This window comes from Candidatus Nucleicultrix amoebiphila FS5 (assembly GCF_002117145.1).
In the GTDB taxonomy this organism is placed as follows: Bacteria; Pseudomonadota; Alphaproteobacteria; order Caedimonadales; family Nucleicultricaceae; genus Nucleicultrix; species Nucleicultrix amoebiphila.
Map to the genome: position 1 here is coordinate 1,669,081 of NZ_CP008743.1, position 21,970 is coordinate 1,691,050.

At 42.9% G+C, this 21,970-nt stretch carries 25 protein-coding genes; all 25 read left to right on the top strand.

The window, feature by feature from the left end; translation table 11 throughout:
- Positions 1 to 48 precede the first annotated feature (48 nt).
- Positions 49 to 477: a 50S ribosomal protein L11 gene (gene rplK, locus GQ61_RS08240; RefSeq protein ID WP_085784869.1), complete on the top strand. Its 429-nt coding sequence runs from the start codon at positions 49 to 51 to the stop codon at positions 475 to 477.
- 4 nt (positions 478 to 481) lie between these two features.
- Positions 482 to 1,171: a 50S ribosomal protein L1 gene (gene rplA / locus GQ61_RS08245; protein WP_085784870.1), complete on the top strand. Its 690-nt coding sequence runs from the start codon at positions 482 to 484 to the stop codon at positions 1,169 to 1,171.
- Between the two features lie 211 nt (positions 1,172 to 1,382).
- The gene (rplJ, locus tag GQ61_RS08250) at positions 1,383 to 1,892 is read left to right on the top strand and encodes a 50S ribosomal protein L10 (protein ID WP_085784871.1); all 510 of its coding nucleotides are present in this window, start codon (positions 1,383 to 1,385) and stop codon (positions 1,890 to 1,892) included.
- Between the two features lie 26 nt (positions 1,893 to 1,918).
- Positions 1,919 to 2,293: a 50S ribosomal protein L7/L12 gene (gene rplL / locus GQ61_RS08255; protein WP_085784872.1), complete on the top strand. Its 375-nt coding sequence runs from the start codon at positions 1,919 to 1,921 to the stop codon at positions 2,291 to 2,293.
- A 159-nt stretch (positions 2,294 to 2,452) separates the two neighbouring features.
- A complete protein-coding gene (gene rpoB / locus GQ61_RS08260; RefSeq protein WP_085784873.1) occupies positions 2,453 to 6,631 on the top strand; it encodes a DNA-directed RNA polymerase subunit beta in 4,179 nt (1,392 codons plus the stop codon).
- 30 nt (positions 6,632 to 6,661) lie between these two features.
- A complete protein-coding gene (gene rpoC, locus GQ61_RS08265) occupies positions 6,662 to 10,831 on the top strand; it encodes a DNA-directed RNA polymerase subunit beta' (protein ID WP_085784874.1) in 4,170 nt (1,389 codons plus the stop codon).
- Positions 10,832 to 11,035: 204 nt separating this feature from the next.
- Positions 11,036 to 11,407, top strand: a complete 372-nt coding sequence (gene rpsL / locus GQ61_RS08270; protein ID WP_085784875.1) for a 30S ribosomal protein S12 — start codon at positions 11,036 to 11,038, stop codon at positions 11,405 to 11,407.
- Between the two features lie 9 nt (positions 11,408 to 11,416).
- A complete protein-coding gene (gene rpsG / locus GQ61_RS08275) occupies positions 11,417 to 11,887 on the top strand; it encodes a 30S ribosomal protein S7 (protein ID WP_085784876.1) in 471 nt (156 codons plus the stop codon).
- Between the two features lie 23 nt (positions 11,888 to 11,910).
- The gene (gene fusA / locus GQ61_RS08280; protein ID WP_085784877.1) at positions 11,911 to 13,986 is read left to right on the top strand and encodes an elongation factor G; all 2,076 of its coding nucleotides are present in this window, start codon (positions 11,911 to 11,913) and stop codon (positions 13,984 to 13,986) included.
- A 40-nt stretch (positions 13,987 to 14,026) separates the two neighbouring features.
- The gene (tuf, locus tag GQ61_RS08285; protein ID WP_085784866.1) at positions 14,027 to 15,217 is read left to right on the top strand and encodes an elongation factor Tu; all 1,191 of its coding nucleotides are present in this window, start codon (positions 14,027 to 14,029) and stop codon (positions 15,215 to 15,217) included.
- 25 nt (positions 15,218 to 15,242) lie between these two features.
- Entirely contained in the window at positions 15,243 to 15,551 is a 309-nt protein-coding gene (rpsJ, locus tag GQ61_RS08290; protein ID WP_085784878.1) for a 30S ribosomal protein S10, read from the top strand.
- A gap of 11 nt (positions 15,552 to 15,562) precedes the next feature.
- A complete protein-coding gene (gene rplC, locus GQ61_RS08295; protein ID WP_085784879.1) occupies positions 15,563 to 16,369 on the top strand; it encodes a 50S ribosomal protein L3 in 807 nt (268 codons plus the stop codon).
- A complete protein-coding gene (gene rplD / locus GQ61_RS08300) occupies positions 16,366 to 16,986 on the top strand; it encodes a 50S ribosomal protein L4 (protein WP_085784880.1) in 621 nt (206 codons plus the stop codon). The genes rplC and rplD overlap by 4 nt, the downstream gene beginning before the upstream one ends.
- The gene (locus GQ61_RS08305; protein WP_085784881.1) at positions 16,983 to 17,324 is read left to right on the top strand and encodes a 50S ribosomal protein L23; all 342 of its coding nucleotides are present in this window, start codon (positions 16,983 to 16,985) and stop codon (positions 17,322 to 17,324) included. Before rplD ends, GQ61_RS08305 begins: the two co-directional genes overlap by 4 nt.
- A 1-nt stretch (position 17,325) precedes the next feature.
- A complete protein-coding gene (gene rplB, locus GQ61_RS08310; RefSeq protein ID WP_085784882.1) occupies positions 17,326 to 18,144 on the top strand; it encodes a 50S ribosomal protein L2 in 819 nt (272 codons plus the stop codon).
- A gap of 9 nt (positions 18,145 to 18,153) precedes the next feature.
- Positions 18,154 to 18,435, top strand: coding sequence for a 30S ribosomal protein S19 (rpsS, locus tag GQ61_RS08315; protein ID WP_085784883.1), 282 nt, complete (start codon positions 18,154 to 18,156; stop codon positions 18,433 to 18,435).
- Positions 18,436 to 18,437: 2 nt separating this feature from the next.
- A complete protein-coding gene (gene rplV, locus GQ61_RS08320; protein ID WP_085784884.1) occupies positions 18,438 to 18,818 on the top strand; it encodes a 50S ribosomal protein L22 in 381 nt (126 codons plus the stop codon).
- On the top strand, positions 18,818 to 19,501 hold the full coding sequence (rpsC, locus tag GQ61_RS08325; protein WP_085784885.1) for a 30S ribosomal protein S3: 684 nt from the start codon (positions 18,818 to 18,820) through the stop codon (positions 19,499 to 19,501). Before rplV ends, rpsC begins: the two co-directional genes overlap by 1 nt.
- 19 nt (positions 19,502 to 19,520) lie before the next feature.
- Positions 19,521 to 19,940, top strand: a complete 420-nt coding sequence (gene rplP, locus GQ61_RS08330; RefSeq protein WP_085784886.1) for a 50S ribosomal protein L16 — start codon at positions 19,521 to 19,523, stop codon at positions 19,938 to 19,940.
- 3 nt (positions 19,941 to 19,943) lie between these two features.
- Positions 19,944 to 20,147, top strand: coding sequence for a 50S ribosomal protein L29 (gene rpmC, locus GQ61_RS08335; protein WP_085784887.1), 204 nt, complete (start codon positions 19,944 to 19,946; stop codon positions 20,145 to 20,147).
- A gap of 1 nt (position 20,148) precedes the next feature.
- Positions 20,149 to 20,382: a 30S ribosomal protein S17 gene (rpsQ, locus tag GQ61_RS08340; protein ID WP_085784888.1), complete on the top strand. Its 234-nt coding sequence runs from the start codon at positions 20,149 to 20,151 to the stop codon at positions 20,380 to 20,382.
- Positions 20,383 to 20,404: 22 nt separating this feature from the next.
- Positions 20,405 to 20,773, top strand: a complete 369-nt coding sequence (gene rplN, locus GQ61_RS08345; protein ID WP_085784889.1) for a 50S ribosomal protein L14 — start codon at positions 20,405 to 20,407, stop codon at positions 20,771 to 20,773.
- Positions 20,774 to 20,776: 3 nt separating this feature from the next.
- Positions 20,777 to 21,097 carry a 50S ribosomal protein L24 gene (gene rplX, locus GQ61_RS08350; RefSeq protein WP_085785092.1) on the top strand — a complete coding sequence of 107 codons (321 nt, stop codon included), beginning with the start codon at positions 20,777 to 20,779 and terminating at the stop codon, positions 21,095 to 21,097.
- An 11-nt stretch (positions 21,098 to 21,108) separates the two neighbouring features.
- Positions 21,109 to 21,648: a 50S ribosomal protein L5 gene (gene rplE / locus GQ61_RS08355; protein ID WP_085784890.1), complete on the top strand. Its 540-nt coding sequence runs from the start codon at positions 21,109 to 21,111 to the stop codon at positions 21,646 to 21,648.
- Between the two features lie 9 nt (positions 21,649 to 21,657).
- On the top strand, positions 21,658 to 21,963 hold the full coding sequence (rpsN, locus tag GQ61_RS08360) for a 30S ribosomal protein S14 (protein ID WP_085784891.1): 306 nt from the start codon (positions 21,658 to 21,660) through the stop codon (positions 21,961 to 21,963).
- The last annotated feature ends 7 nt before the right edge of the window (positions 21,964 to 21,970 follow it).

The following is a 21,970-nucleotide window of genomic DNA, read 5'->3' on the forward strand; positions in this document are numbered from 1 at the left end:
GGTTGGCCATAACCGCTTACCGCAAACCTGAAGCTAAAGAGGAGTACTATGGCAAAGAAAATTCAAGGTTATATTAAGTTGCAGGTTCCTGCTGGTTCTGCAAACCCATCACCACCTATTGGTCCAGCTTTGGGTCAACAAGGGTTGAATATTATGGAATTTTGCAAAGCATTTAATGCGCGCACTCAAGAGCTGGAAAAGGGAATGCCTATCCCAGTCGTGATTACGGCATATTCCGATCGTTCGTTTACTTTTGAAACGAAAACACCTCCTGCTAGCTTTTTCTTGAAAAAAGCCGCTGGTCTTCCAAAGGGATCAAAGACACCAGGTGTAGGATTTGTGGGTAAGGTTACGATGAAGCAAGTTCGTGAAATTGCTGAGAAGAAGATGGTGGATTTGAATGCGAATGATCTGGATGCTGCGTGTCGTATGATTGCAGGTTCTGCACGTTCCATGGGTATTGAGGTTGTGGAGTAAATCGATGGCAGGAAAAAGATTAAGAAAGATACATGAAGAAATCAATCGCGTTACTCACTATAGTATTGATGATGCTGTAAAGCTTGTTAAGAAATACGCTACAGCAAAGTTTGATGAAACTGTTGAGTTGGCTATTAATTTGAATATTGACTCACGTAAGTCGGATCAAAACGTACGTGGCGTTGTGCAACTCCCCAATGGCACAGGTAAGACAGTGCGTGTGGCAGTTTTTGCACGAGATGCTAAGGCAGATGAGGCAAAGAAAGCAGGCGCTGACGTTGTGGGTGCTGAAGATCTTGCTGAGAAAATTTTAGCGGGCTCAATCAATTTTGATCGTTGCATTGCAACTCCTGATATGATGGGTGTTGTTGGACGTGTTGCTAAAGTTCTTGGCCCTAAGGGATTAATGCCAAACCCAAAACTTGGGACTGTCACGCCGAATATTACTGAAGCGGTGAAGGCAACCAAAAGTGGGCAAGTCGAGTACCGCTCTGAAAAGGCTGGAGTTATTCATGCGGGTATTGGAAAGGCGAGCTTCACAGAAAAAGCTTTGGCCGAAAACCTGAAAGCATTGAGTTCCGTTATTACTAAAGCACGTCCCGCTGGAGTTAAGGGTACATTTGTGAAGAGTGCTTTCTTAAGCTCTACAATGGGTCCTTCTGTCCAGATAGACTTAGCAGATCTGCAAAAGTAATAATTGTTAAAAATTCCCCTTGCGGGAATGTGGGGGAAATGATAAGTTTCCCCGCCCTGTCCAAGACTGCAGGCGTAAACATTTGTTTGCTTAATACCCTGCATAGACAGAAGAGGTGCCTATACAACTCTATGTAAAGCCGTCTTCTGGGACAGTTTTTGAGTGGAGTCCCTTGTTTCTTGGAAATAAGGATTTACAAAGGAGTAATGGTGTGAATCGTAATGAAAAAGAAGCCTTTGTAACGTCACTGCGTGCTGACTTAAGTGATGCAGGGATTGTGGTTGTGACGAGGCAGTCAGGATTGACTGTATCTGAATCAACAGATCTTCGGCATAAAGTACATAAAATCGGTGGACGTTATAAGGTAGCAAAGAACACCCTTATTCGACTGGCAATTAAAGATACGGCCAATGAGGCGCTTACGGATCATTTAAATGGTCCTGTGGCGCTTGCATATTCGCCAGATCCTGTTGCTGCTGCCAAGATCACGGTTGAGTTTGCCAATAAGAACGACAAGTTGGAAATCGTTTGTGGCATGCTCGGAGATAAGCTCTTGGATAGTAATGGAGTCAAAACGCTTGCTAAATTACCATCGCTTGATCAATTGCGTGGTAAGTTGGTTGGTCTCTTACAGGCTCCTGCAAGCAAGATCGTTGGCGTTCTGCAAGCCCCTGGGGGTCAAGTGGCGCGTGTTCTTTCTGCGTATAGTCGAAAAGGTTAATAATTAGATTTGTATAGGAGTTAAAAATGGCGGATTTAAATAAATTAGTAGACAGTTTGTCTTCTCTGACAGTGATTGAAGCTGCAGAATTATCAAAATTACTTGAAGAGAAGTGGGGCGTAAGTGCTGCTGCTCCTGTTGCTGTAGCTGCAGTTGCTGCAGGCGGCGATGCTGGTGCTGCTGAAGTTCAAACTGAATTCCAAGTTGTATTGACAGATGCTGGTGCAAACAAGATTAATGTGATTAAAGAAGTTCGAGCAATCACTGCTCTTGGTCTCGTTGAAGCGAAGAATTTGGTAGAAGCTTTGCCAAAGCCCGTTAAAGACGGTGTAAGCAAGGATGAAGCTGAAAAAATTAAGAAGCAACTTGAAGATGCTGGAGCAAAAGTCGAGCTCAAGTAGTATTTTCTTAGTTTAATAAGCTTGCGCCTGAGAGGATGCAGATAGTAAAACTCTCGGGCGCCTTTGCATATTTTAACTTGGGGCTTAAATGTGAGTTCCAATAGTGACTAAAGAGACACGTCAGGATGACGTGTGTTGCGTAACTTTCGAGAGGCATGAATGGCGGTTTCCCTTCCAGGTCGTAAGCGTATAAGAAAGAGTTTTGAGCGTCTTAGTGGCGTAGCATCGATGCCCAATTTGATCGAGCTACAGAAAAATTCATATGAGATGCTTTTGCAAAAAAATGTCAGTGCTGAAAAGCGGGCTGATGTTGGACTCCAAGCCGTTTTTAAATCGGTTTTTCCTATTAAAGATTTTGCTGAAAAATCTCAGCTTGAGTTTTTTAAATATGAATTTGATGAACCAAAGTATGACGTAGAAGAATGTCGTCAGCGTGGTGCTACTTATTCTGCTCCTATAAGAGTAACCTTACGTCTTGTCGTTTGGGATACAGATTCTGATACTGGATCAAGATCCATTCGTGATATTAAAGAGCAAGATGTTTATATGGGGGATATCCCCTTAATGACAAATAACGGTACTTTCATCATTAATGGTGTAGAGCGCGTTATTGTTTCACAAATGCATCGTTCACCCGGTGTGTTTTTTGATCATGATCGTGGTAAAACCCATGTTTCAGGAAAATATCTTTTTTCATCGCGTGTAATTCCTTATCGTGGATCTTGGCTAGACTTTGAGTTTGATGCGAAAGATTTACTTTATGTTCGTATTGATCGTCGTCGTAAACTGCCAATTACTACATTGCTTATGGCGCTTTATGATGAAAAAACGGAAAAGAAATTTGATAAAGGTGATTTCTCTTTAACAGAGAATCTCTCTGCTAGTGTGAATGGCCTTACACGCTCTGAGATTTTACAATATTATTATGAGACCGTTGTTTATTCAAAAAGTAAAAAAGGGTGGAAAACTGTTTTTAACCCACTTCGCTGGCGTAGTCGTAAACTTACAACCGATATGGTTGATGCAAAAACTAATAAGGTTGTTGCTGAAGCAGGATCCAAAATCACACCACGTTTAGCAAAACAATTGCAAGAGCAAGGTTTGAAAGAAATCTTGGTGTCAGAAGAAGATCTGATTGGTAGATTTCTAGCTCAAGATATGGCTGGTTCCAAGCAAGGAGAATTACTCGCCACGGCTGGTGATGAAATTACTGAAGCTGTTTTCAATTCTCTTGAGAAAGCAGGGTATGATGAAATCCCAACGTTAGCTATCGACGACGTAACGAAGGGACCATATCTTAGAAACACATTGATGTCTGATCGGAACTATAGTCGTGAAGATGCGTTGATTGATATTTATCGTGTTATGCGTCCTGGTGAACCACCAACCGTTGAAAGCGCTGAAGCTCTTTTCTACGGGTTGTTCTTTGATCAAGAGCGCTATGATCTTTCAGCAGTTGGTCGCGTGAAAATGAACGCGAGACTAAACCTCGATATTAGTGACGAAATTAAAACTTTACGTCGTAAAGATATTCTTGAAATGGTTCGGGTTTTGCTTGAGCTTAAGGATGGTCGAGGGGAAATCGACGATATTGATAACCTCGGAAACCGTCGTGTGCGCCCAGTTGGCGAGCTTTTGGAGAACCAATTCCGTGCCGGTGTTCTGAGAATGGAGCGTGCTGTTCGCGAACGAATGAGCTCTGTTGAAGTCGATACAGTGATGCCTCATGATTTGATTAATTCCAAACCTATATCTGCAGCGATCAAAGAATTTTTTACTTCGTCGCAGCTATCACAGTTTATGGATCAAGTGAACCCACTTGCTGAAATAACCCACAAACGTCGCCTTTCTGCTTTAGGGCCAGGTGGTTTGACTAGAGATCGTGCAAGTTTTGAAGTTCGTGACGTGCATCCGACACATTATGGTCGTATTTGTCCAATTGAGACTCCTGAAGGACCCAATATTGGTTTAATCAACTCATTGGCTACCTATGCGCGTGTAAATAAGTATGGATTTATTGAAAGTCCGTATCGTCGTGTTAATGACCGACAAGTAACAGATGAAATTGTTTATCTATCTGCGACAGAAGAGGGGCGATACACAATTGCTCAGTCCAGTGCTTTGTTAGATAAGGATGATCGTTTTGTTGAGGAATTCGTCAGTTGTCGTAAGGCAGGTGAGTTCACAATAGCGCCCCCTTCAGATATTGATTTTATTGACGTATCTCCAAAGCAAATGGTTTCAGTGGCTGCATCCTTGATTCCATTCCTTGAAAATGACGATGCTAACCGTGCTCTCATGGGATCAAACATGCAACGTCAAGCAGTTCCTTTGCTTCAAACTGAGGCTCCTTTAGTTGGGACTGGAATGGAAAGTGTTGTTGCTTCTGACTCAGGAGTGTCTGTTATTGCTCGTCGTGATGGTGTTGTTGACCAGGTAGATGCAATGCGTATTGTTGTGCGTGTTACAGAGCGTACAGGCGAAGCGGGGTCAGTTGTCGACATCTACAATCTGCAAAAATTTCAACGCTCTAACCAAAATACAGCTATTAACCAACGACCTCTTGTTCGTTCTGGTGATGTTGTTAAGGCAGGTGACGTTATTGCTGATGGTCCGGGCATTGATTGTGGTGAATTGGCCTTGGGTAGAAACGTGCTTGTAGCCTTTATGTCTTGGGGCGGATATAACTTTGAAGACTCAATTATTCTTTCAGAGCGCGTTGTTCGTGAAGATGCTTTTACTTCAATTCACATGGAAGAATTTGAGGTAATGGCTCGTGATACAAAGCTTGGACAAGAAGAAATTACCCGTGATATTCCCAACGTTGGTGATGATGCTTTGCGTCATTTAGACGAAGCTGGAATTGTATCTATCGGTGCCGAAGTGAAGCCGGGTGATATTCTGGTTGGTAAGGTGACGCCAAAAGGTGAAACACCAACCACACCTGAAGAAAAATTGCTCAGAGCTATTTTTGGCGAAAAAGCTTCGGATGTAAGAGACACCTCATTGCGTGTACCTCCTGGTGTGTCTGGTACTGTGGTTGAAGTTCGTATTTTCTCTCGACGTGGTATTGATAAAGACGAGCGCGCCCTTGCTATTGAAAGAGCAGAGATTAACCGTCTTGCGAAAGACAGGGATGCTGAAAGGCAGATTCTTGAACGTGGTCTTTATGCGCGTATGGAAGAATTACTTGTAAACCAAAAAATAATTAGTGGTCCTAAAGGAGTTAAAAAAGGTACTCAAATAACTCCTGACTTGCTTGCTGAGCTTAAAAAAGCTCAATGGTTACAAATCTTTGTTGAAGACGATAATGTGATGCGTGAAGTTGAGGCTCTTAAGTCTCAACATGAGCTGGATATTAAACAGCTTGAGCGCCGCTTTGAAGATAAGGTGGAGAAAGTCCGTCGTGGTGATGAGTTGCCAACGGGTGTCTTGAAGATGGTTAAAGTTTTCGTGGCAACAAAACGTAAGATACAAGCCGGCGACAAAATGTCAGGTCGACATGGAAACAAAGGTGTCGTTTCTATCATTGTGCCTGTTGAAGATATGCCTCACTTGGAAGACGGTACTCCTGTTGATATTATCTTGAATCCGCTTGGTGTTCCTTCTCGTATGAACGTCGGACAGATTCTTGAAACACACCTTGGTTGGGCTTCTGCAGGACTTGGTCGTCAAGTAGCTGAAATTTTGAGCCATATGCATAATGGTAAGAAAAAGCCTGATGATCTTAGAAGTCATTTGAAACAAGTTTACCATCGCAAGCAAGATCAAAAAGCTGTTGAAAGCTTGAATGATTATCAACTTGTTGAAATGGCTTGCAGCATGGTTAAAGGCGTGCCAATGGCAACACCAGTATTTGACGGTGCTCATGAACCTGATGTGGTCAATGAATTGAAAAATGCTGGACTGCAAACCTCAGGTCAAGTGAGACTCATTGATGGCAGAAACGGTGAGTTTCTTGAACGTCCTGTGACTGTGGGATACATCTATATGTTGAAACTCAATCACATGGTTGACGATAAGATTCACGCTCGTTCTGTTGGTCCATACAGTCTTGTGACGCAGCAACCACTTGGTGGTAAAGCACAGTTTGGTGGTCAACGTTTCGGAGAAATGGAAGTTTGGGCGCTACAAGCTTATGGTGCTTCTTATTCCTTGCAAGAAATGCTTACAGTTAAATCAGACGACGTCTCAGGACGTGCGAAGGTTTATGAGGCTATTGTACGTGGCGATGATACTTTTGAGTCGGGGATTCCAGAATCTTTCAACGTTTTGGCGAAAGAATTGCGGTCCCTTGGTTTGGATTTTGATTTTGGACAACAAAATCAGGACTCTTAAAGACGAATTTTAGATAGGCAGGATTTCCAGATGAACAATTTGATGAACATTTTCGGGAAAGCAAAAGGACCAGATAGTTTTGACTTTGTGAAGATTGGTATTTCCAGTCCAGACAAAATCCGCTCATGGTCTTTTGGTGAGGTTAAGAAGCCTGAGACCATTAACTACAGAACCTTTAAACCAGAACGTGATGGTCTGTTCTGTGCACGCATTTTTGGTCCAATTAAGGATTACGAATGTCTTTGCGGTAAATATAAACGCATGAAATATCGTGGAATTATCTGCGAAAAATGCGGTGTAGAAGTAACGCTTGCAAAAGTACGTCGTGACCGTATGGGGCACATTGAATTAGCTTCTCCAGTAGCGCATATATGGTTTACAAAGTCGATGCCAAGCCGCATTGCGACTATGGTTGATCTTTCTTTGAAAGCCTTAGATAAAATCCTTTATTTTGAAGCTTATATTGTTACTGAGCCAGGATTAACACCTTTGAAACTTCATCAGATGCTTACTGAAGAAGAGTATATTGATGCTCAGGACGAGTACGGAGAAGAATCTTTTAAGGCAAGCATTGGAGCTGAAGCGCTTAAGGGAATGCTGGCAGAGATTGATTTAGAGAAAGAACGCAATAAACTCCGCGAGGAAATGCGCGACAATAATTCAGAGATGCGTCGTAAAAAACTGGTTAAGCGTCTTAAGGTTATAGAGGCATTTTTAGAGTCTGGATCTCGTCCTGAATGGATGATTTTGGAAGTATTACCGGTTATTCCACCTGAATTACGTCCCTTAGTTCCTTTGGATGGCGGTCGTTTTGCAACGTCGGATTTGAACGATTTATATCGTCGCGTTATTAACCGTAATAATCGTTTGAAGCGTCTTATCGAATTAAGGGCGCCTGAAATTATCGTACGCAACGAAAAGAGAATGCTGCAAGAATCTGTAGATGCTCTTTTTGATAACTCGCGCCGTAGTCGTCCTATCACAGGAACGAACAAGCGCCCCCTTAAGTCACTTTCTGACATGCTTAAAGGAAAACAAGGTCGTTTTCGTCAGAACCTACTTGGTAAGCGCGTCGATTATTCGGGGCGTTCAGTCATCGTTGTAGGACCTCAGCTGAAGCTCCATGAGTGCGGATTACCAAAGAGAATGGCTCTCGAGCTATTTAAGCCTTTTGTGTATTCAAAACTTGAACGTTATGGCTTGGCTAGCACTATTAAAGCTGCAAAGCGGATGGTTGAACGTGAGCGTCCTGAAGTTTGGGATATTTTAGAAGAAGTGATTCGTGAACATCCTGTACTTCTAAACCGTGCGCCAACGCTTCATCGTCTTGGTATCCAAGCGTTTGAACCTAAACTGGTTGAAGGTAAAGCAATTCAACTTCATCCCCTGGTTTGTACAGCTTTTAACGCAGACTTTGACGGTGACCAAATGGCTGTGCACGTACCACTTTCAGTGGAAGCCCAGCTTGAAGCGCGTGTCTTGATGATGTCAACGAATAATATTTTAAGTCCTGCTAGCGGACGTCCAATTATTGTTCCTACAAAGGACATCATCCTTGGTATTTACTACCTTACGATGGAAGCGTCAGGCTTGGTGGGTGAAGGAAAAACTTTCTCTAATATTGGAGAAATAGAGTTGGCTTTAGCTCATGGATGTGTGAAGCTTCACTCAAAAATAAAAGCACGCCGCGCCTTAATTGATGAAAATGGTAGAGAGTATATCAAAATCATTGATACTACTCCTGGCAGGATGATTTTAGGTGAAATTTTGCCAAAGCATCGCAATGTGCCATTTGACATTATTAACCGTTTATTGACCAGCAAAGATGTAAGTCGTTTAGTAGACTTAGTTTATCGTCACTGTGGTCAAAAAGAAACTGTCATTTTTGCTGATCGTATGATGGCTCTTGGTTTCCGTTATGCAACTGCTTCTGGTGTTTCTTTTGGAAAGGATGACTTGGTTATTCCTGGTGAAAAAGAAAAGATGGTGCAAGAAACACGTGATTTAGCTTCTGAATATGAGCGTCAATATCTCGATGGTTTGATTACACAAGGCGAAAAATACAACAAGGTTGTTGATGCTTGGTCAAGGTGTAGCGATCAAGTTGCTGCTGCAATGATGAAAGGTATGGCTGAGCCAGGTGATAATGAAGTAAACTCAGTTTACATGATGGCTCACTCAGGAGCGCGTGGATCTGCAGCGCAGATTAAACAGCTCGCAGGTATGCGTGGTCTTATGGCAAAGCCTTCAGGTGAAATTATTGAGACGCCTATTATTTCAAACTTTAAAGAAGGTCTTACCGTCCTTGAATATTTCAATTCAACACACGGTGCTCGTAAGGGTCTCTCGGATACGGCTCTCAAAACAGCAAACTCTGGTTACCTAACGCGTCGTTTGGTTGACGTTGCGCAAGATTGTGTCATTACCGAAGAAGATTGCGGTACAACAAAAGGTATTACCGTAAAGGCCGTGGTTGAAGGAGGCGAAATATTAACGCCATTAACTGAAAGAATCTTAGGGCGAACTGCTTCACAGGATCTGGTTGATCCAAACTCAGGTGAAGTGATGGTTGCAGCTGGCGAAATTGTAAACGAGTCTCATTTAGAGCGTATTGAGCAAAGTAGCTTGGATGAAGTACATATCCGTTCCATTTTGACTTGCGAATCAGTCATTGGTGCTTGTTCATCTTGTTATGGACGTGACCTTGCTCGTGGTACACGAGTGAATCATGGGGAGGCGATTGGCGTTATTGCTGCACAATCCATTGGTGAGCCAGGTACGCAGTTGACAATGAGAACATTCCACATTGGCGGTACGGCACAAGCTGCGAGTGAACGATCCAGTATTGAAGCTTCTTTTGAGGCGAAGGTTGATATTAAAAACCGTAACGTTGTTACTAACAAAGATGGCGTTCTCGTTGTGATGAGTCGTTATTGTGAGGTAATTCTTAAAGACAATAAGAACCGTGAACGTGCACGTTATAAGATTCCGTTCGGAGCTAAGTTGTTAGTTGATGAAGGAACAAAGGTGAAAATGGGCCAACGCTTGGCTGAGTGGGATCCTTACACTGTTCCAATTATTTCAGAACGTGATGGTATTGCACACTTTGTCGACTTGGTTGATGGTGTTTCGATGCGCGAAGTTATGGACGAAACGACCGGTATTGCTAGTCGTGTTGTGACCGACTGGCGTCAACAAACACGTGCTGCTGAATTGAAACCACGTATAGCTCTTAGAGATGCTAAAGGTGCTGCTCTTAATCTTTCTAGCGGTCTAGAAGCTCGCTATTTCTTGCCAGTAGACGCTATTTTGAATATAGAAAATGGCGTGAAGGTTCATGCAGGTGATGTTATCGCACGTATCCCTAGAGAGTCATCGAAGACTCGAGATATTACCGGTGGTTTGCCGCGCGTTGCTGAACTTTTTGAGGCACGTATTCCTAAAGATCATGCGATTATTAGTGAGATTGCAGGACGGGTTGAATTTGGTAAGGATTACAAAGCAAAGCGTCGTATTCGTATTGTTCCTGAAGACGCACCAGAGCTTGCAGTTGAGTACCTTGTACCTAAAGGACGTCACGTGGCAGTTCTAGAAGGAGATTACGTTCAAAAAGGTGAATTGCTCGTTGATGGTAATCCCGTTCCCCACGATATTTTGCGTATTTTGGGGGTCGAGGCTTTGGCAAGTTATTTAATAAATGAAATTCAAGAAGTTTATCGACTTCAGGGCGTGCCCATTAACGATAAACATATTGAAGTGATAGTTCGACAGATGCTGCAAAAGGTTGAAATTGTTGATGTTGGTGATACAACTTTCTTGCTCGGTGAAAATGTGGATCGCACTGAGTTTGAAGCAGTCAATAATAAGGTTATGGCTGAAAGTGGACGCCCTGCACAAGCAATACCTGTTTTGCAAGGTATTACAAAGGCTTCCTTGCAAACCCGCTCCTTTATTTCTGCGGCATCTTTCCAAGAGACAACTCGCGTGCTTACTGAGGCTGCAGTTGCAGGTAAAGTCGATCATCTTGAAGGACTTAAGGAAAACGTGATTGTTGGCCGTTTAGTGCCTGCAGGAACGGGAAGTATGGTGAATCGCTTGCGAAAAGAAGCTGCTTTATTGGATGAGGCCAGTGGTAGCGGGAAGGTCAATTTAATGGCTGCCCAGCAAGAAAACCCCGCTCAAACTGAGTCGAGATCTTAATAAAGTTAAGATTTCTTAATAAAATGCCAGTTAAGTTAAATTGAGAGCTTGACTGGCGGGCTTACCCTGACTAGTATGCCGCCTGTCGCATTTTAACGTGACTCGCTTGAGTAAAAAGATTTTAACCATCTGAAAATAGAGCTTTATTTCAGATGAGGTTTTATTTATATAAGAGCAAACACTCAAAAGAAAGGATATGGCTTAATGCCTACAATTAACCAGTTGATTCGTAAGCCAAGGGAGAGTAGTCCTCCCCGTAATAAGGTTCCAGCTTTAAAGAGCTGTCCACAACGCCGAGGTGTGTGTACGCGTGTAAGTACGACAACCCCAAAGAAGCCAAACTCCGCTTTGCGTAAGATTGCGCGTGTGCGTTTGACAAGTGGATTTGAAGTCACTGGTTATATTCCAGGTGAAGGTCACAATCTTCAAGAGCACTCCGTTGTTCTGATCCGTGGTGGACGTGTACGCGACCTTCCAGGTGTGCGCTATCACGTAATTCGCGGTGCACTAGATACTCAAGGTGTTCAAAATCGTAAGAAAAGCCGTTCTAAATACGGCACAAAGCGTCCAAAGTAGGAGATATAAATGGCACGTCGTCGCGCTGCAGAAAAACGCCATACGCTTCCAGATCCAAAGTTTAATAACCTTGTTCTGGGTAAGTTTATTAATAATATTATGGTTACAGGCAAAAAGTCTGTTGCTGAAAGCATCGTTTATGGTGCGCTGATTGAAGTTCAAAAGAAAATCAATCGCGATCCTCTTGAGGTTTTCTATGAGGCGTTGGATAATGTAAAACCGGCAATTGAAGTGCGTTCACGTCGTGTTGGCGGCGCTACATATCAAATACCTGTCGAGGTACGTTCTGATCGTGCGCAAGCTTTAGCTATCCGTTGGATTATAGATATGTCTCGTAAGCGTTCAGAGAAGACTATGGTTAATCGTTTGGCTTCGGAATTGATTGATGCAGCTAATAATACTGGTGCGTCTATTAAGAAACGTGAAGATACAATCAAGATGGCAGAGGCAAACAAGGCCTTCTCACATTATCGCTGGTAGGAAAGGACTATAAGGTAAAAACAATGGCGAGAACGACACCCTTAGAACGATATCGCAATATTGGGATTATGGCCCACATTGATGCTGGGAAAACCACCACCACGGAGCGTGTCTTATATTATACTGGTAAATCCTACAAAATTGGCGAAGTCCATGAGGGTGCCGCTACGATGGACTGGATGGAGCAGGAGCAAGAGCGTGGTATTACAATTACCTCAGCTGCTACAACCTGTTTTTGGAATGATCATCGTATTAACATTATCGATACTCCCGGACACGTTGACTTTACTATTGAAGTAGAACGTTCCCTTCGCGTTCTTGATGGTGCGGTATGCGTTTTTGATAGCGTTGCTGGTGTTGAGCCGCAGTCTGAAACTGTTTGGCGTCAAGCAGACAAATATAGCGTTCCACGTATCTGCTTCATCAATAAGATGGACCGTATAGGCGCTGATTTTTATCGTTGTGTAGATATGATTGTTGACCGCTTAGGTGCTACACCGTTGGTTCTTCAGTTGCCTGTTGGAAGTGAGGCTGAATTTTCTGGTGTTGTAGATCTTCTTACCATGAAGTCCATTCGTTGGATGGATGAAAAGCTTGGTGCAGAATTTGTGTCTGAAGAAATTCCTGTAGACCTTCAAGAAAAAGCGAAAGAATATCGCAAAAAGTTGATTGAGACTGCAGTTGAACAAGATGATGCTGCCTTAGAGGCTTATCTGCAAGGAAATGAGCCTTCAGTTGAAGTTTTGAAGAAGTGTATTCGTAAGGGGACATTAGGATATGTTTTTGTACCGGTGATCTGCGGTAGCGCTTTTAAAAATAAAGGTGTGCAACCTCTTCTTGATGCGGTTACAGACTATTTGCCTTGTCCGCTCGACGTTGGCGTTGTTCATGGTACCAATGTTGATGGTGACAAAGAATTGAGTCGTCAGCCAGCTGATACTGAACCATTTTCTGGTTTGGCATTCAAAATTATGACTGATCCATTCGTGGGATCCTTGACGTTCGTGCGTGTTTATTCTGGTGTTGTGGAAAGCGGTTCCTATATTTACAACTCTGTAAAAGATTCACGTGAGCGTGTAGGTCGCATGTTGTTGATGCATGCAAACAGTCGTGAAGATATTAAAGAAGCGCGTGCTGGTGATATTATTGCACTTTGTGGATTAAAAGATACAACAACAGGCGATACTCTTTGTGATCAAAACAATAAAGTTATTTTAGAGCGCATGGAATTCCCAGAGCCCGTTATTGAAGTGGCTGTTGAGCCAAACACTAAAGGGGACCAAGAAAAGATGGGATTGGCGCTTGCGCGTCTTGCTTCTGAAGATCCATCATTCCGTGTGTCCTCTGATCCTGAGAGCGGTCAGACCGTGATTAAGGGGATGGGTGAGTTACACCTTGAGATTATCGTTGACCGTATGAAGCGTGAATTTAAAGTTGATGCGACAGTCGGTCAGCCACAAGTTGCTTATCGTGAAACCATTACTGGTACTTCTGAAGTTGATTATACACACAAGAAACAAACAGGTGGTGCTGGTCAGTTCGCTCGTATTACTGTGCGTTTTGAACCACAAGAACGTGGACAAGGTTATCAGTTTGAAAGCAAAATTGTGGGTGGATCAGTACCAAGAGAATATATTCCAGGTGTTGAAAAAGGTCTGAACTCTGCACGTGACAACGGTGTAATTGCTGGATATCCAATGATTGACTTTAAAGCTACATTGATTGACGGCGCATATCACGATGTTGACTCTAGCGTCTTAGCTTTCGAAATTGCTGCAAGAGCTGCTTTCCGTGAAGGTATTAGAAAAGCTTCTCCAAAATTGCTTGAACCTATTATGAAGGTTGAGGTCGTAACTCCTGAAGAATATATGGGAGATGTGATTGGAGATCTTAATAGTCGTCGCGGTCAAGTTTCAGGTATGGATCAAAGAGGGAACGCACGTGTTGTTTCGGCAATGGTTCCTCTTGCAAATATGTTTGGATATGTTAATACTTTGCGATCCATGAGCCAAGGGCGTGCACAATATACAATGCAGTTTGATCACTATGATCATGTTCCTCAGCACGTTGCAGATGAAATTGTGGCAAAGCAAGGTTAAAGAACATAATGAAAGATAACCAAGGAAAGGGTGATAAGAGATGAGTAAGGCGAAGTTTGAGCGGACGAAGCCGCACGTAAACATCGGAACGATTGGACACGTAGACCATGGAAAGACAACGCTAACAGCAGCGATAACGAAAGTGTTGTCAGAGAAGGGTGGAGCAACGTATACAGCGTATGATCAGATCGATAAAGCACCAGAAGAAAAAGCACGTGGTATTACGATTTCAACGGCGCACGTAGAATATGAGACAGACAAGCGCCACTATGCGCACGTGGACTGCCCAGGACACGCGGACTATGTGAAGAACATGATTACGGGTGCGGCGCAGATGGACGGAGCGATTTTGGTGGTAAGCGCAGCAGACGGACCGATGCCCCAGACAAAAGAACACATTTTGTTGGCCCGTCAGGTTAACGTGCCAGCGATGGTAGTGTTTATGAACAAGGTAGATCAAGTAGACGACCCAGAGTTGTTGGACTTGGTGGAACTGGAGATCAGAGAGTTATTGACGAGCTATGGATTTCCCGGGGACAAGATTCCAGTGGTGAAGGGGTCAGCGTTGTGCGTGATTGAAGATAGAGATCCAAAGATTGGTCGTGAAGCGATTATGCAGTTGATGGATGCGGTAGATAGTTATATTCCACAGCCTGTACGTGATATTGACAAGCCATTTCTGATGCCGATTGAAGACGTATTTTCGATTTCAGGGCGCGGAACAGTGGTGACAGGACGCGTAGAGCGCGGAATCGTGAAGGTTGGAGAAGAAATCGAGATCGTGGGAATAAAGCCAACAACGAAGACAACGGTAACGGGCGTCGAGATGTTCCGGAAGCTGTTGGATGAGGGACGGGCAGGAGACAACATTGGAGCGTTGTTGCGTGGCGTTGAAAGAGAAGCAGTAGAGCGTGGACAAGTGTTGGCAAAGCCAGGAACGATTACTCCTCATACAGATTTCGAGTGTGAGTGTTATATTTTGAAGAAAGAGGAAGGTGGACGCCACACACCATTTTTCTCAAACTATAGGCCACAATTTTATTTCCGTACGACAGACGTAACGGGATCCGTCGACCTGCCAACAGGCGTAGAGATGGTGATGCCCGGAGATAACATTAAGTTGGTGGCAAAGTTGATTGCACCAGTGGCGATGGATGAAGGATTACGCTTTGCTATTCGTGAAGGTGGTCGTACCGTCGGTGCCGGTGTTGTGACTAAGGTGATTAAGTAATTATTGATTGTTATAGGTAAAGGTAATGGAAAACCAAAATATACGCATTAGACTAAAAGCGTTTGATCATCGACTGCTAGATCAATCAACGCAGGAAATTGTAAACACAGCTAAAAGAACTGGTGCGGTTGTACGAGGCCCCATTCCTTTACCTAATAAGAAAGAGATTTACACAGTCAATAGAAGCCCGCATATCGACAAAAAGTCGCGCGAGCAGTTTGAAATAAGGACACATAAGCGTCTTCTCGATATCATAGAGTGGTCACCACAAACGGTAGAAGCTCTGAAGAAACTCGATTTGGCTGCTGGTGTTGAAGTAGAGATTAAGCTTTAAACGGGGCCATGATGCGAACAGGTTTACTTGCGGAAAAAGTTGGAATGACAAGAATCCTTACAGAGAAAGGCGAACATGTGCCTGTAACTTTGTTGAAGGTAGATGATTGTCAAGTTGTTGCTGTAAGAACAAAAGAAAAGAATGGCTATACAGCTATTCAAGTTGGAGTCGGCAAAGCTAAGGTTAAAAATGTGACGAAAGCTTCTCGCGGTACATATGCGAAGGCTAAGATTGAACCAAAAAAGAAGCTAATTGAGTTTAGGGTAAGTGATGAAGCCTTGCTTAATGTAGGAGACAAAATCTCTGTAGAGCACTTTGTTGCAGGTCAATATATTGACGTTACTGGAACATCAAATGGTAAAGGTTTTGCTGGTGCTATGAAGCGCCATAATTTTGGTGGTTTAAGAGCCAGCCATGGTGTGTCAGTTTCACACCGTAGTCATGGTTCGACTGGTAACCGCCAAGACCCAGGACGTGTCTTCAAAGGTAAGAAGATGGCTGGACATCTTGGTTGTGAGCGAGTAACTGTGCAAAACCTAAAAATTCATGCGACATACCCTGAAAAGGGACTTATAGCAGTTGTCGGAGCTATCCCAGGTAATCCAGGAGGCTTTGTGACGATTCGTGATGCAGTAAAAAGAAAGATGCCTGCAGATCTTCCATTTCCCGCGGCCTTAATTAAAGCTGGTGCAGAGGGAGGAAGTAAGGTGTCAGTAACTGACAGCCCGAAGCAAGATGAGCAGGTAACGCAAATAGTTCAAGAACCTTCAGTAGAGAGTTCCTCTGAACAAGCTCAAACAGAGAAAGTAGAGTCATGAAGTGCGAAATAAAGAGCATTGATAATAAAACGATTGGCGACATCGAGCTCGCTTCAGAGATTTTTGGTCTGCCAACACGTGAAGATATTTTAGCCCGTATGGTTCATTGGCAGCTTGCAAAAAGAAGAGCCGGCACACATAAAACTAAGGGCGTTAGTGAAGTTAGTGGAACGACAAAGAAGCCTTGGAAGCAAAAAGGTACTGGTCGTGCACGTCAAGGTAGTCTTCGTTCAGCCCAATTTAGGGGTGGTGGCGTTATTTTTGGACCGATTGTACGTTCACATGCCTATGACTTGCCAAAAAAGGTTCGTCGTTTAGCCTTGAAAACAGCGCTTTCAGCAAAATTTTCAGAAGGAAAGCTACTTATCCTTGACACGCTGCAAGTAAAAAGTCATAAGACTAAAGAAATTTTAAGCAAGATTAAAGCCTTAGGACTTACATCGGCCCTGGTAATTGATGGTGAAACAGTGGATCAGAACTTCTCTAGAGCCGCTTCAAACCTCGTGGGAATAGACGTGTTAGCCCAACAAGGCATCAACGTATACGATATTTTGCGCCGTGATATCCTGGTTTTGACTAAGGATTCAGTGAAATACTTAGAACAGAGGTTGAGATGACAAAAAAGGCTACAACAAAGAAGACCAAGACTGATAAGAAAGTGGCCGTCACTGAAAGGGCTTTTTCAATCATTAAGGCTCCTTTGATTACAGAAAAAGCGACTCTTGTGTCCCAAGAACGTCAGTTTGTATTTTTGGTTTGTCCAAAGGCAACGAAAAAAGAAATTAAAGAAGCTGTAGAAGCAATTTTTAAGGTCAAAGTAGAAGCCGTTAATACATTGATCAACAAGGGTAAAGAAAAAAGATTCCGCGGTTTCCTAGGTCAACGTTCAGACAAGAAGAAGGCCTATGTAAAGCTCGCTGAAGGGCATACTATTGATGTTGGAGCTGTGATCTAAGATGGCATTGAAGCAATTTAAACCTGTCACACCAGGACAAAGACAACTTATTCTCGTTGACCGAAGCGGACTTTGGAAGGGGAGACCTGAAAAATCCCTTACAGAGGGCATGACAAAGACTGGCGGTCGTAATAATAATGGTCATATAACCACACGCCATATTGGTGGTGGTGCGAAGAGGTTATATCGTAAAATTGATTTTAAGCGTCGTAAGGATGATGTGTTTGCTGTCGTGGAGCGTATTGAGTACGATCCGAATAGATCAGCATTTATCGCTCTTATTCGTTATCAATCTGATTCAACGCTTGCCTATATTTTAGCGCCTCAAAGACTCGCAGTTGGTGATAAGGTTGTCTCAGGAGATAGGGTTGATATTAAACCAGGGAATGCATTGCCTTTAAAGAGCATTCCCGTTGGAACAATTGTACACAACGTTGAAATGAAAGCGGGTAAGGGTGGACAATTAGCACGTTCTGCGGGAACTTATGCGCAGATCGTAGGTCGTGACTTAGGTTTAATTCAATTGCGTCTTTCTTCTGGCGAACTACGCGTTGTGCCGGGAGATTGTCGAGCATCTATTGGTGCGGTTTCTAATCCTGATCAAAAGAACATCAGTATTGGTAAAGCGGGTCGTAATCGTTGGTTTGGTATTCGTCCAACGGTGCGTGGTATAGCAATGAACCCAGTTGATCACCCACACGGTGGTCGTACAAATGGTGGTCGTCACCCGGTGACACCGTGGGGTATTGCGACAAAGGGTCGTAAGACAAGGCATAAAAAGCCTTCGGATAAACATATTATTAGTCGTCGTAAGAAATAGGAGTAGTTTGTGGCACGCTCTGTTTGGAAAGGTCCTTTCGTTGATGGATTTCTGTTGAAGAAGGCAGAAAAAGTTCATACTCAAGGCCGTAAAGAAATTATTAAAACATGGTCAAGACGTTCGACCATATTACCTCAATTTGTGGGCTTAACATTTGCAGTTCATAATGGTAATAAATTCATCCCTGTTCTGGTCAGTGAAGAAATGGTGGGGCATAAATTTGGTGAATTTGCACCAACCCGTACTTTTCATGGGCACACAGGTGGTAAGAAAGCTACAAAGGTTGCATAAAGATGTCTAAAAAACCAACGCCACGTCAATTGAAGGATAATGAGGCAAAGGCAACATTAAGTACGGTAAGGACAAGTCCACGTAAGCTTAATATTGTTGCTCAAATGATTCGAGGTAAGTCTGTTTCACTTGCTTTAGAAAATCTTTTATTTTCAAAAAGACGCATAGCAAAAGATGTTTACAAATTGCTTATATCTGCGGTAAACAATGCTGAAAATAATCATGGGCTTGATATTGATCGCCTTTATGTGGCGGAAGCTTATGTGGGGAAAAGCCTAGTTATGAAGAGATTTCATGCAAGGGCACGCGGAAGTGCTGGACGTATAGAAAAGCCCTTTAGCAATATTAGTATTATCGTCCGTCAACAAGAGGTTGCTGCATAATGGGACAAAAAGTTAAACCTATTGGTCTGCGCATAGGCATTAATCGCACTTGGGATTCAAGGTGGTTTGCGCATAAAGGTACTTATGGTGATCAACTGATTCAGGATTTAAAAATTCGTGATTTCCTGAAGGAAAAATTACCGCAGGCTGGTATTGCGAGAATTATAGTAGAAAGACCTGCTAAAAAAGCAATTATTACAATTCAGACAGCTAGACCTGGTGTGATTATTGGCAAAAAAGGTTCTGATATTGAGGTTTTGAAGGCAGCTTTAACAAAAATGCTGGCAACTGAAGTGAGTCTCAATATTGTTGAAGTGCGAAAGCCTGAATTAGAGGCTTCACTTGTAGCAGAGAGCATTGCCCAACAGATTGAAAGACGTGTTAGTTATCGTCGTGCCATGAAACGTGCAATCCAAACATCTATGCGTATGGGGGCTGAAGGAATTCGTATTATCGTTTCAGGTCGCCTAGGGGGTGCTGAAATTGCTCGTGTGGAGCAGTATCATGAAGGAAGAGTGCCGCTGCATACATTGAGGGCTGACGTAGACTATGGACACTGTGGTGCTGAAACGACCTATGGTGTTTGTGGAGTAAAGGTTTGGATTTATCGCGGTGAAGTTTTAGAGCGTGATGCTTTTGCGCAAGATCGTCGCTATAGTCATCAACAATCACCAAGAGCTTAGTGTTTAGGGAAAGATTAAGATGTTAGCTCCTAAGAAGACAAAATATAGAAAAGCACACAAAGGCCGTATTCATGGTATGTCCAAGGGTGGGACAAGATTGAATTTTGGGTCATTTGGGTTGAAGGCTTTAGAACCAACACGTGTGACTGCAAGACAGATTGAAGCGGCACGTCGTGCTATTACACGTCACATTAAAAGAAGTGGACGCGTTTGGATTCGCATATTTCCCGATGTACCAGTGTCGACAAAGCCAGCTGAAGTACGTATGGGTAGCGGTAAAGGTAACCCAGAGTTTTGGGTATGCCGTGTAGCACCGGGAAGGATTCTTTTTGAATTAGAGGGTGTTCCCGCGGATTTGGCAAAAGAGGCCTTTTTATTGGCAGCTGCGAAATTGCCAATTAAAACAAAATTTGTTACACGTCTCGCATCAGGAGTATAGAGTATGAAAACAGAAGAGATTCGTGTAAAAACCGAGAGTGAGCTTATGGATATGGTTGTGAAGCTTAAGCAAGAGCTCATGAATCTAAGATTCCAAAAGGTGAATGGTCAGCTTGCGTCGACGACGCGCTTTAAGACAGCACGTCGTGAAGTTGCTCGTATTAAGACGGTGATGGCTGAAAAGCAACGTACTGGTAAAGGAGTTTAAGATGCCTAGAAGAGTGCTTCAAGGCGTTGTTGTTAGCAATAAATGCGATAAAACAATAACAGTAACAGTTCAAAGACGTGTGATGCATCCTGTTTACAAAAAATTTATTACACGCTCGAAGAAATTTACAGCTCATGATGAGAACAACCAATGCCAAGTAGGTCAAGGTGTAAAAATTCGTGAGTGTAGACCAATTTCCAAGACGAAACACTGGGAAGTTGTATTTGAGTCATAAGCGGTAGTGTTTAGGGTTAAAAATGATTAGAGAACAAACAAATTTAGATGTTGCTGATAATTCTGGTGCACGACGCGTGGAGTGTATAAGAGTGCTCGGTGGCTCAAAGAGAAAGACAGCATCAATTGGAGACATTATTGTGGTCGCCGTAAAAGATGCTATTCCAGACCGTAAAGTTAAAAAGGGTGAAGTTCACAAAGCTGTGATTGTAAGAACAGCTAAAGGTATCCGTCGTAATGATGGATCTGAAATTCGTTTTGACCGTAACGCCGCTGTGTTGATCAACAACCAAGGTGAGCCAATCGGTACACGTATTTTTGGTCCCGTTACCCGTGAGCTTCGTGCCCGTAAGTATATGAAAATTATCTCTCTTGCACCTGAGGTTCTTTAAATGATGATAAAAACACATGTTAAAAAGGGTGACCAAGTTATTGTCATTTCTGGTAAGGATAAGGGAAAAATTGGACAGATTTTATCTGTGAACCGAAAAGATATGCGTGTTGTTGTGCAAGGTGTTGGCGTAAAAACTAAACACCAAAAAGCGACAATGGCAGACACAGGTGGGTTAAAGAAGATAGAGTCTTCCATACATATTTCTAACGTGATGCACTTGGATCCAAAAGATAACAAGCCAACACGTATTGGAAGAAAGATTCTAAAGGATGGTGCCAGAATACGTTTCGCAAAACGTTCTGGTGAAGCGATTGATAAGTAAAGGTTTTAATAATGGCGCGTTTGATTGAACATTATAAAAAGGTCGTACAGCCAACTCTCATGAAAGAGTTTAGCTATACAAATCCTATGATGGTTCCACAGATCGAAAAGATTGTGATTAACATGGGAATTGGTGAAGCGGCCCAAGATAAGAAAAAGCTTGAGATAGCCGTTGATGAGTTAGCTGCAATTTCTGGACAAAAGCCAGTTGTGACAAAGTCACGAAAGTCAATCGCTGGGTTTAAGTTGCGTGAGAATATCGGTATCGGTGCTAAGGTAACTCTTCGCAATAAAAGAATGTACGAGTTTCTGGATAGGCTGGTGAATATCGCAATGCCACGTATTAGAGACTTTAGAGGGCTTTCTTCAAAAAGTTTTGATGGCAATGGAAACTTCGCAATGGGTGTTAAGGAACACATCATATTTCCTGAGATTAACTATGATAAAATTGATAAGATTCACGGATTGGATATTATCATTGTGACTTCAGCCAAGACTGACAAAGAGGCTGTTGCATTACTGAAAGCGTTTAACATGCCATTTACAAGTTGAGGGTGAGTCGTGTCTAAAAAGAGTTCAATTGAAAAAAATAACCGCCGCAAGAGTATGTCGGCTAAATTCAAAGCGCGGAGAAATGCTTTGAAAAAGATAGTGATGGATAAGGCTTTGCCTGCTGAAGAGCGTTTTCAAGCCTCTCTTAAGTTGGCTGAAATGCCAAGGAATGGATCTGCAACACGTATACGTAACCGTTGCGAATTGACGGGTCGTCCACGTGGATATTATCGTAAGTTTAGATTGTGTCGCATGATTTTCCGGGATTTAGCTTCAGAAGCATTGATCCCTGGCGTCACAAAGTCAAGTTGGTAAGGAGTTA

Coding starts and splice junctions, on each gene's coding strand:
- rplB (WP_085784882.1), top strand. CDS start 17,326: ATGGCATTGAAGCAATTTAAACCTGTCACACCAGGACAAAGACAACTT.
- rpmC (WP_085784887.1), top strand. CDS start 19,944: ATGAAAACAGAAGAGATTCGTGTAAAAACCGAGAGTGAGCTTATGGAT.
- rpoB (WP_085784873.1), top strand. CDS start 2,453: ATGGCGGTTTCCCTTCCAGGTCGTAAGCGTATAAGAAAGAGTTTTGAG.
- rpsC (WP_085784885.1), top strand. CDS start 18,818: ATGGGACAAAAAGTTAAACCTATTGGTCTGCGCATAGGCATTAATCGC.
- rplK (WP_085784869.1), top strand. CDS start 49: ATGGCAAAGAAAATTCAAGGTTATATTAAGTTGCAGGTTCCTGCTGGT.
- rpsJ (WP_085784878.1), top strand. CDS start 15,243: ATGGAAAACCAAAATATACGCATTAGACTAAAAGCGTTTGATCATCGA.
- tuf (WP_085784866.1), top strand. CDS start 14,027: ATGAGTAAGGCGAAGTTTGAGCGGACGAAGCCGCACGTAAACATCGGA.
- rplA (WP_085784870.1), top strand. CDS start 482: ATGGCAGGAAAAAGATTAAGAAAGATACATGAAGAAATCAATCGCGTT.
- rplX (WP_085785092.1), top strand. CDS start 20,777: ATGATAAAAACACATGTTAAAAAGGGTGACCAAGTTATTGTCATTTCT.
- rplV (WP_085784884.1), top strand. CDS start 18,438: ATGTCTAAAAAACCAACGCCACGTCAATTGAAGGATAATGAGGCAAAG.
- rpoC (WP_085784874.1), top strand. CDS start 6,662: ATGAACAATTTGATGAACATTTTCGGGAAAGCAAAAGGACCAGATAGT.
- rpsL (WP_085784875.1), top strand. CDS start 11,036: ATGCCTACAATTAACCAGTTGATTCGTAAGCCAAGGGAGAGTAGTCCT.
- rpsG (WP_085784876.1), top strand. CDS start 11,417: ATGGCACGTCGTCGCGCTGCAGAAAAACGCCATACGCTTCCAGATCCA.
- rplE (WP_085784890.1), top strand. CDS start 21,109: ATGGCGCGTTTGATTGAACATTATAAAAAGGTCGTACAGCCAACTCTC.
- GQ61_RS08305 (WP_085784881.1), top strand. CDS start 16,983: ATGACAAAAAAGGCTACAACAAAGAAGACCAAGACTGATAAGAAAGTG.
- rplP (WP_085784886.1), top strand. CDS start 19,521: ATGTTAGCTCCTAAGAAGACAAAATATAGAAAAGCACACAAAGGCCGT.
- rpsQ (WP_085784888.1), top strand. CDS start 20,149: ATGCCTAGAAGAGTGCTTCAAGGCGTTGTTGTTAGCAATAAATGCGAT.
- rplD (WP_085784880.1), top strand. CDS start 16,366: ATGAAGTGCGAAATAAAGAGCATTGATAATAAAACGATTGGCGACATC.
- rplL (WP_085784872.1), top strand. CDS start 1,919: ATGGCGGATTTAAATAAATTAGTAGACAGTTTGTCTTCTCTGACAGTG.
- fusA (WP_085784877.1), top strand. CDS start 11,911: ATGGCGAGAACGACACCCTTAGAACGATATCGCAATATTGGGATTATG.
- rplN (WP_085784889.1), top strand. CDS start 20,405: ATGATTAGAGAACAAACAAATTTAGATGTTGCTGATAATTCTGGTGCA.
- rplC (WP_085784879.1), top strand. CDS start 15,563: ATGCGAACAGGTTTACTTGCGGAAAAAGTTGGAATGACAAGAATCCTT.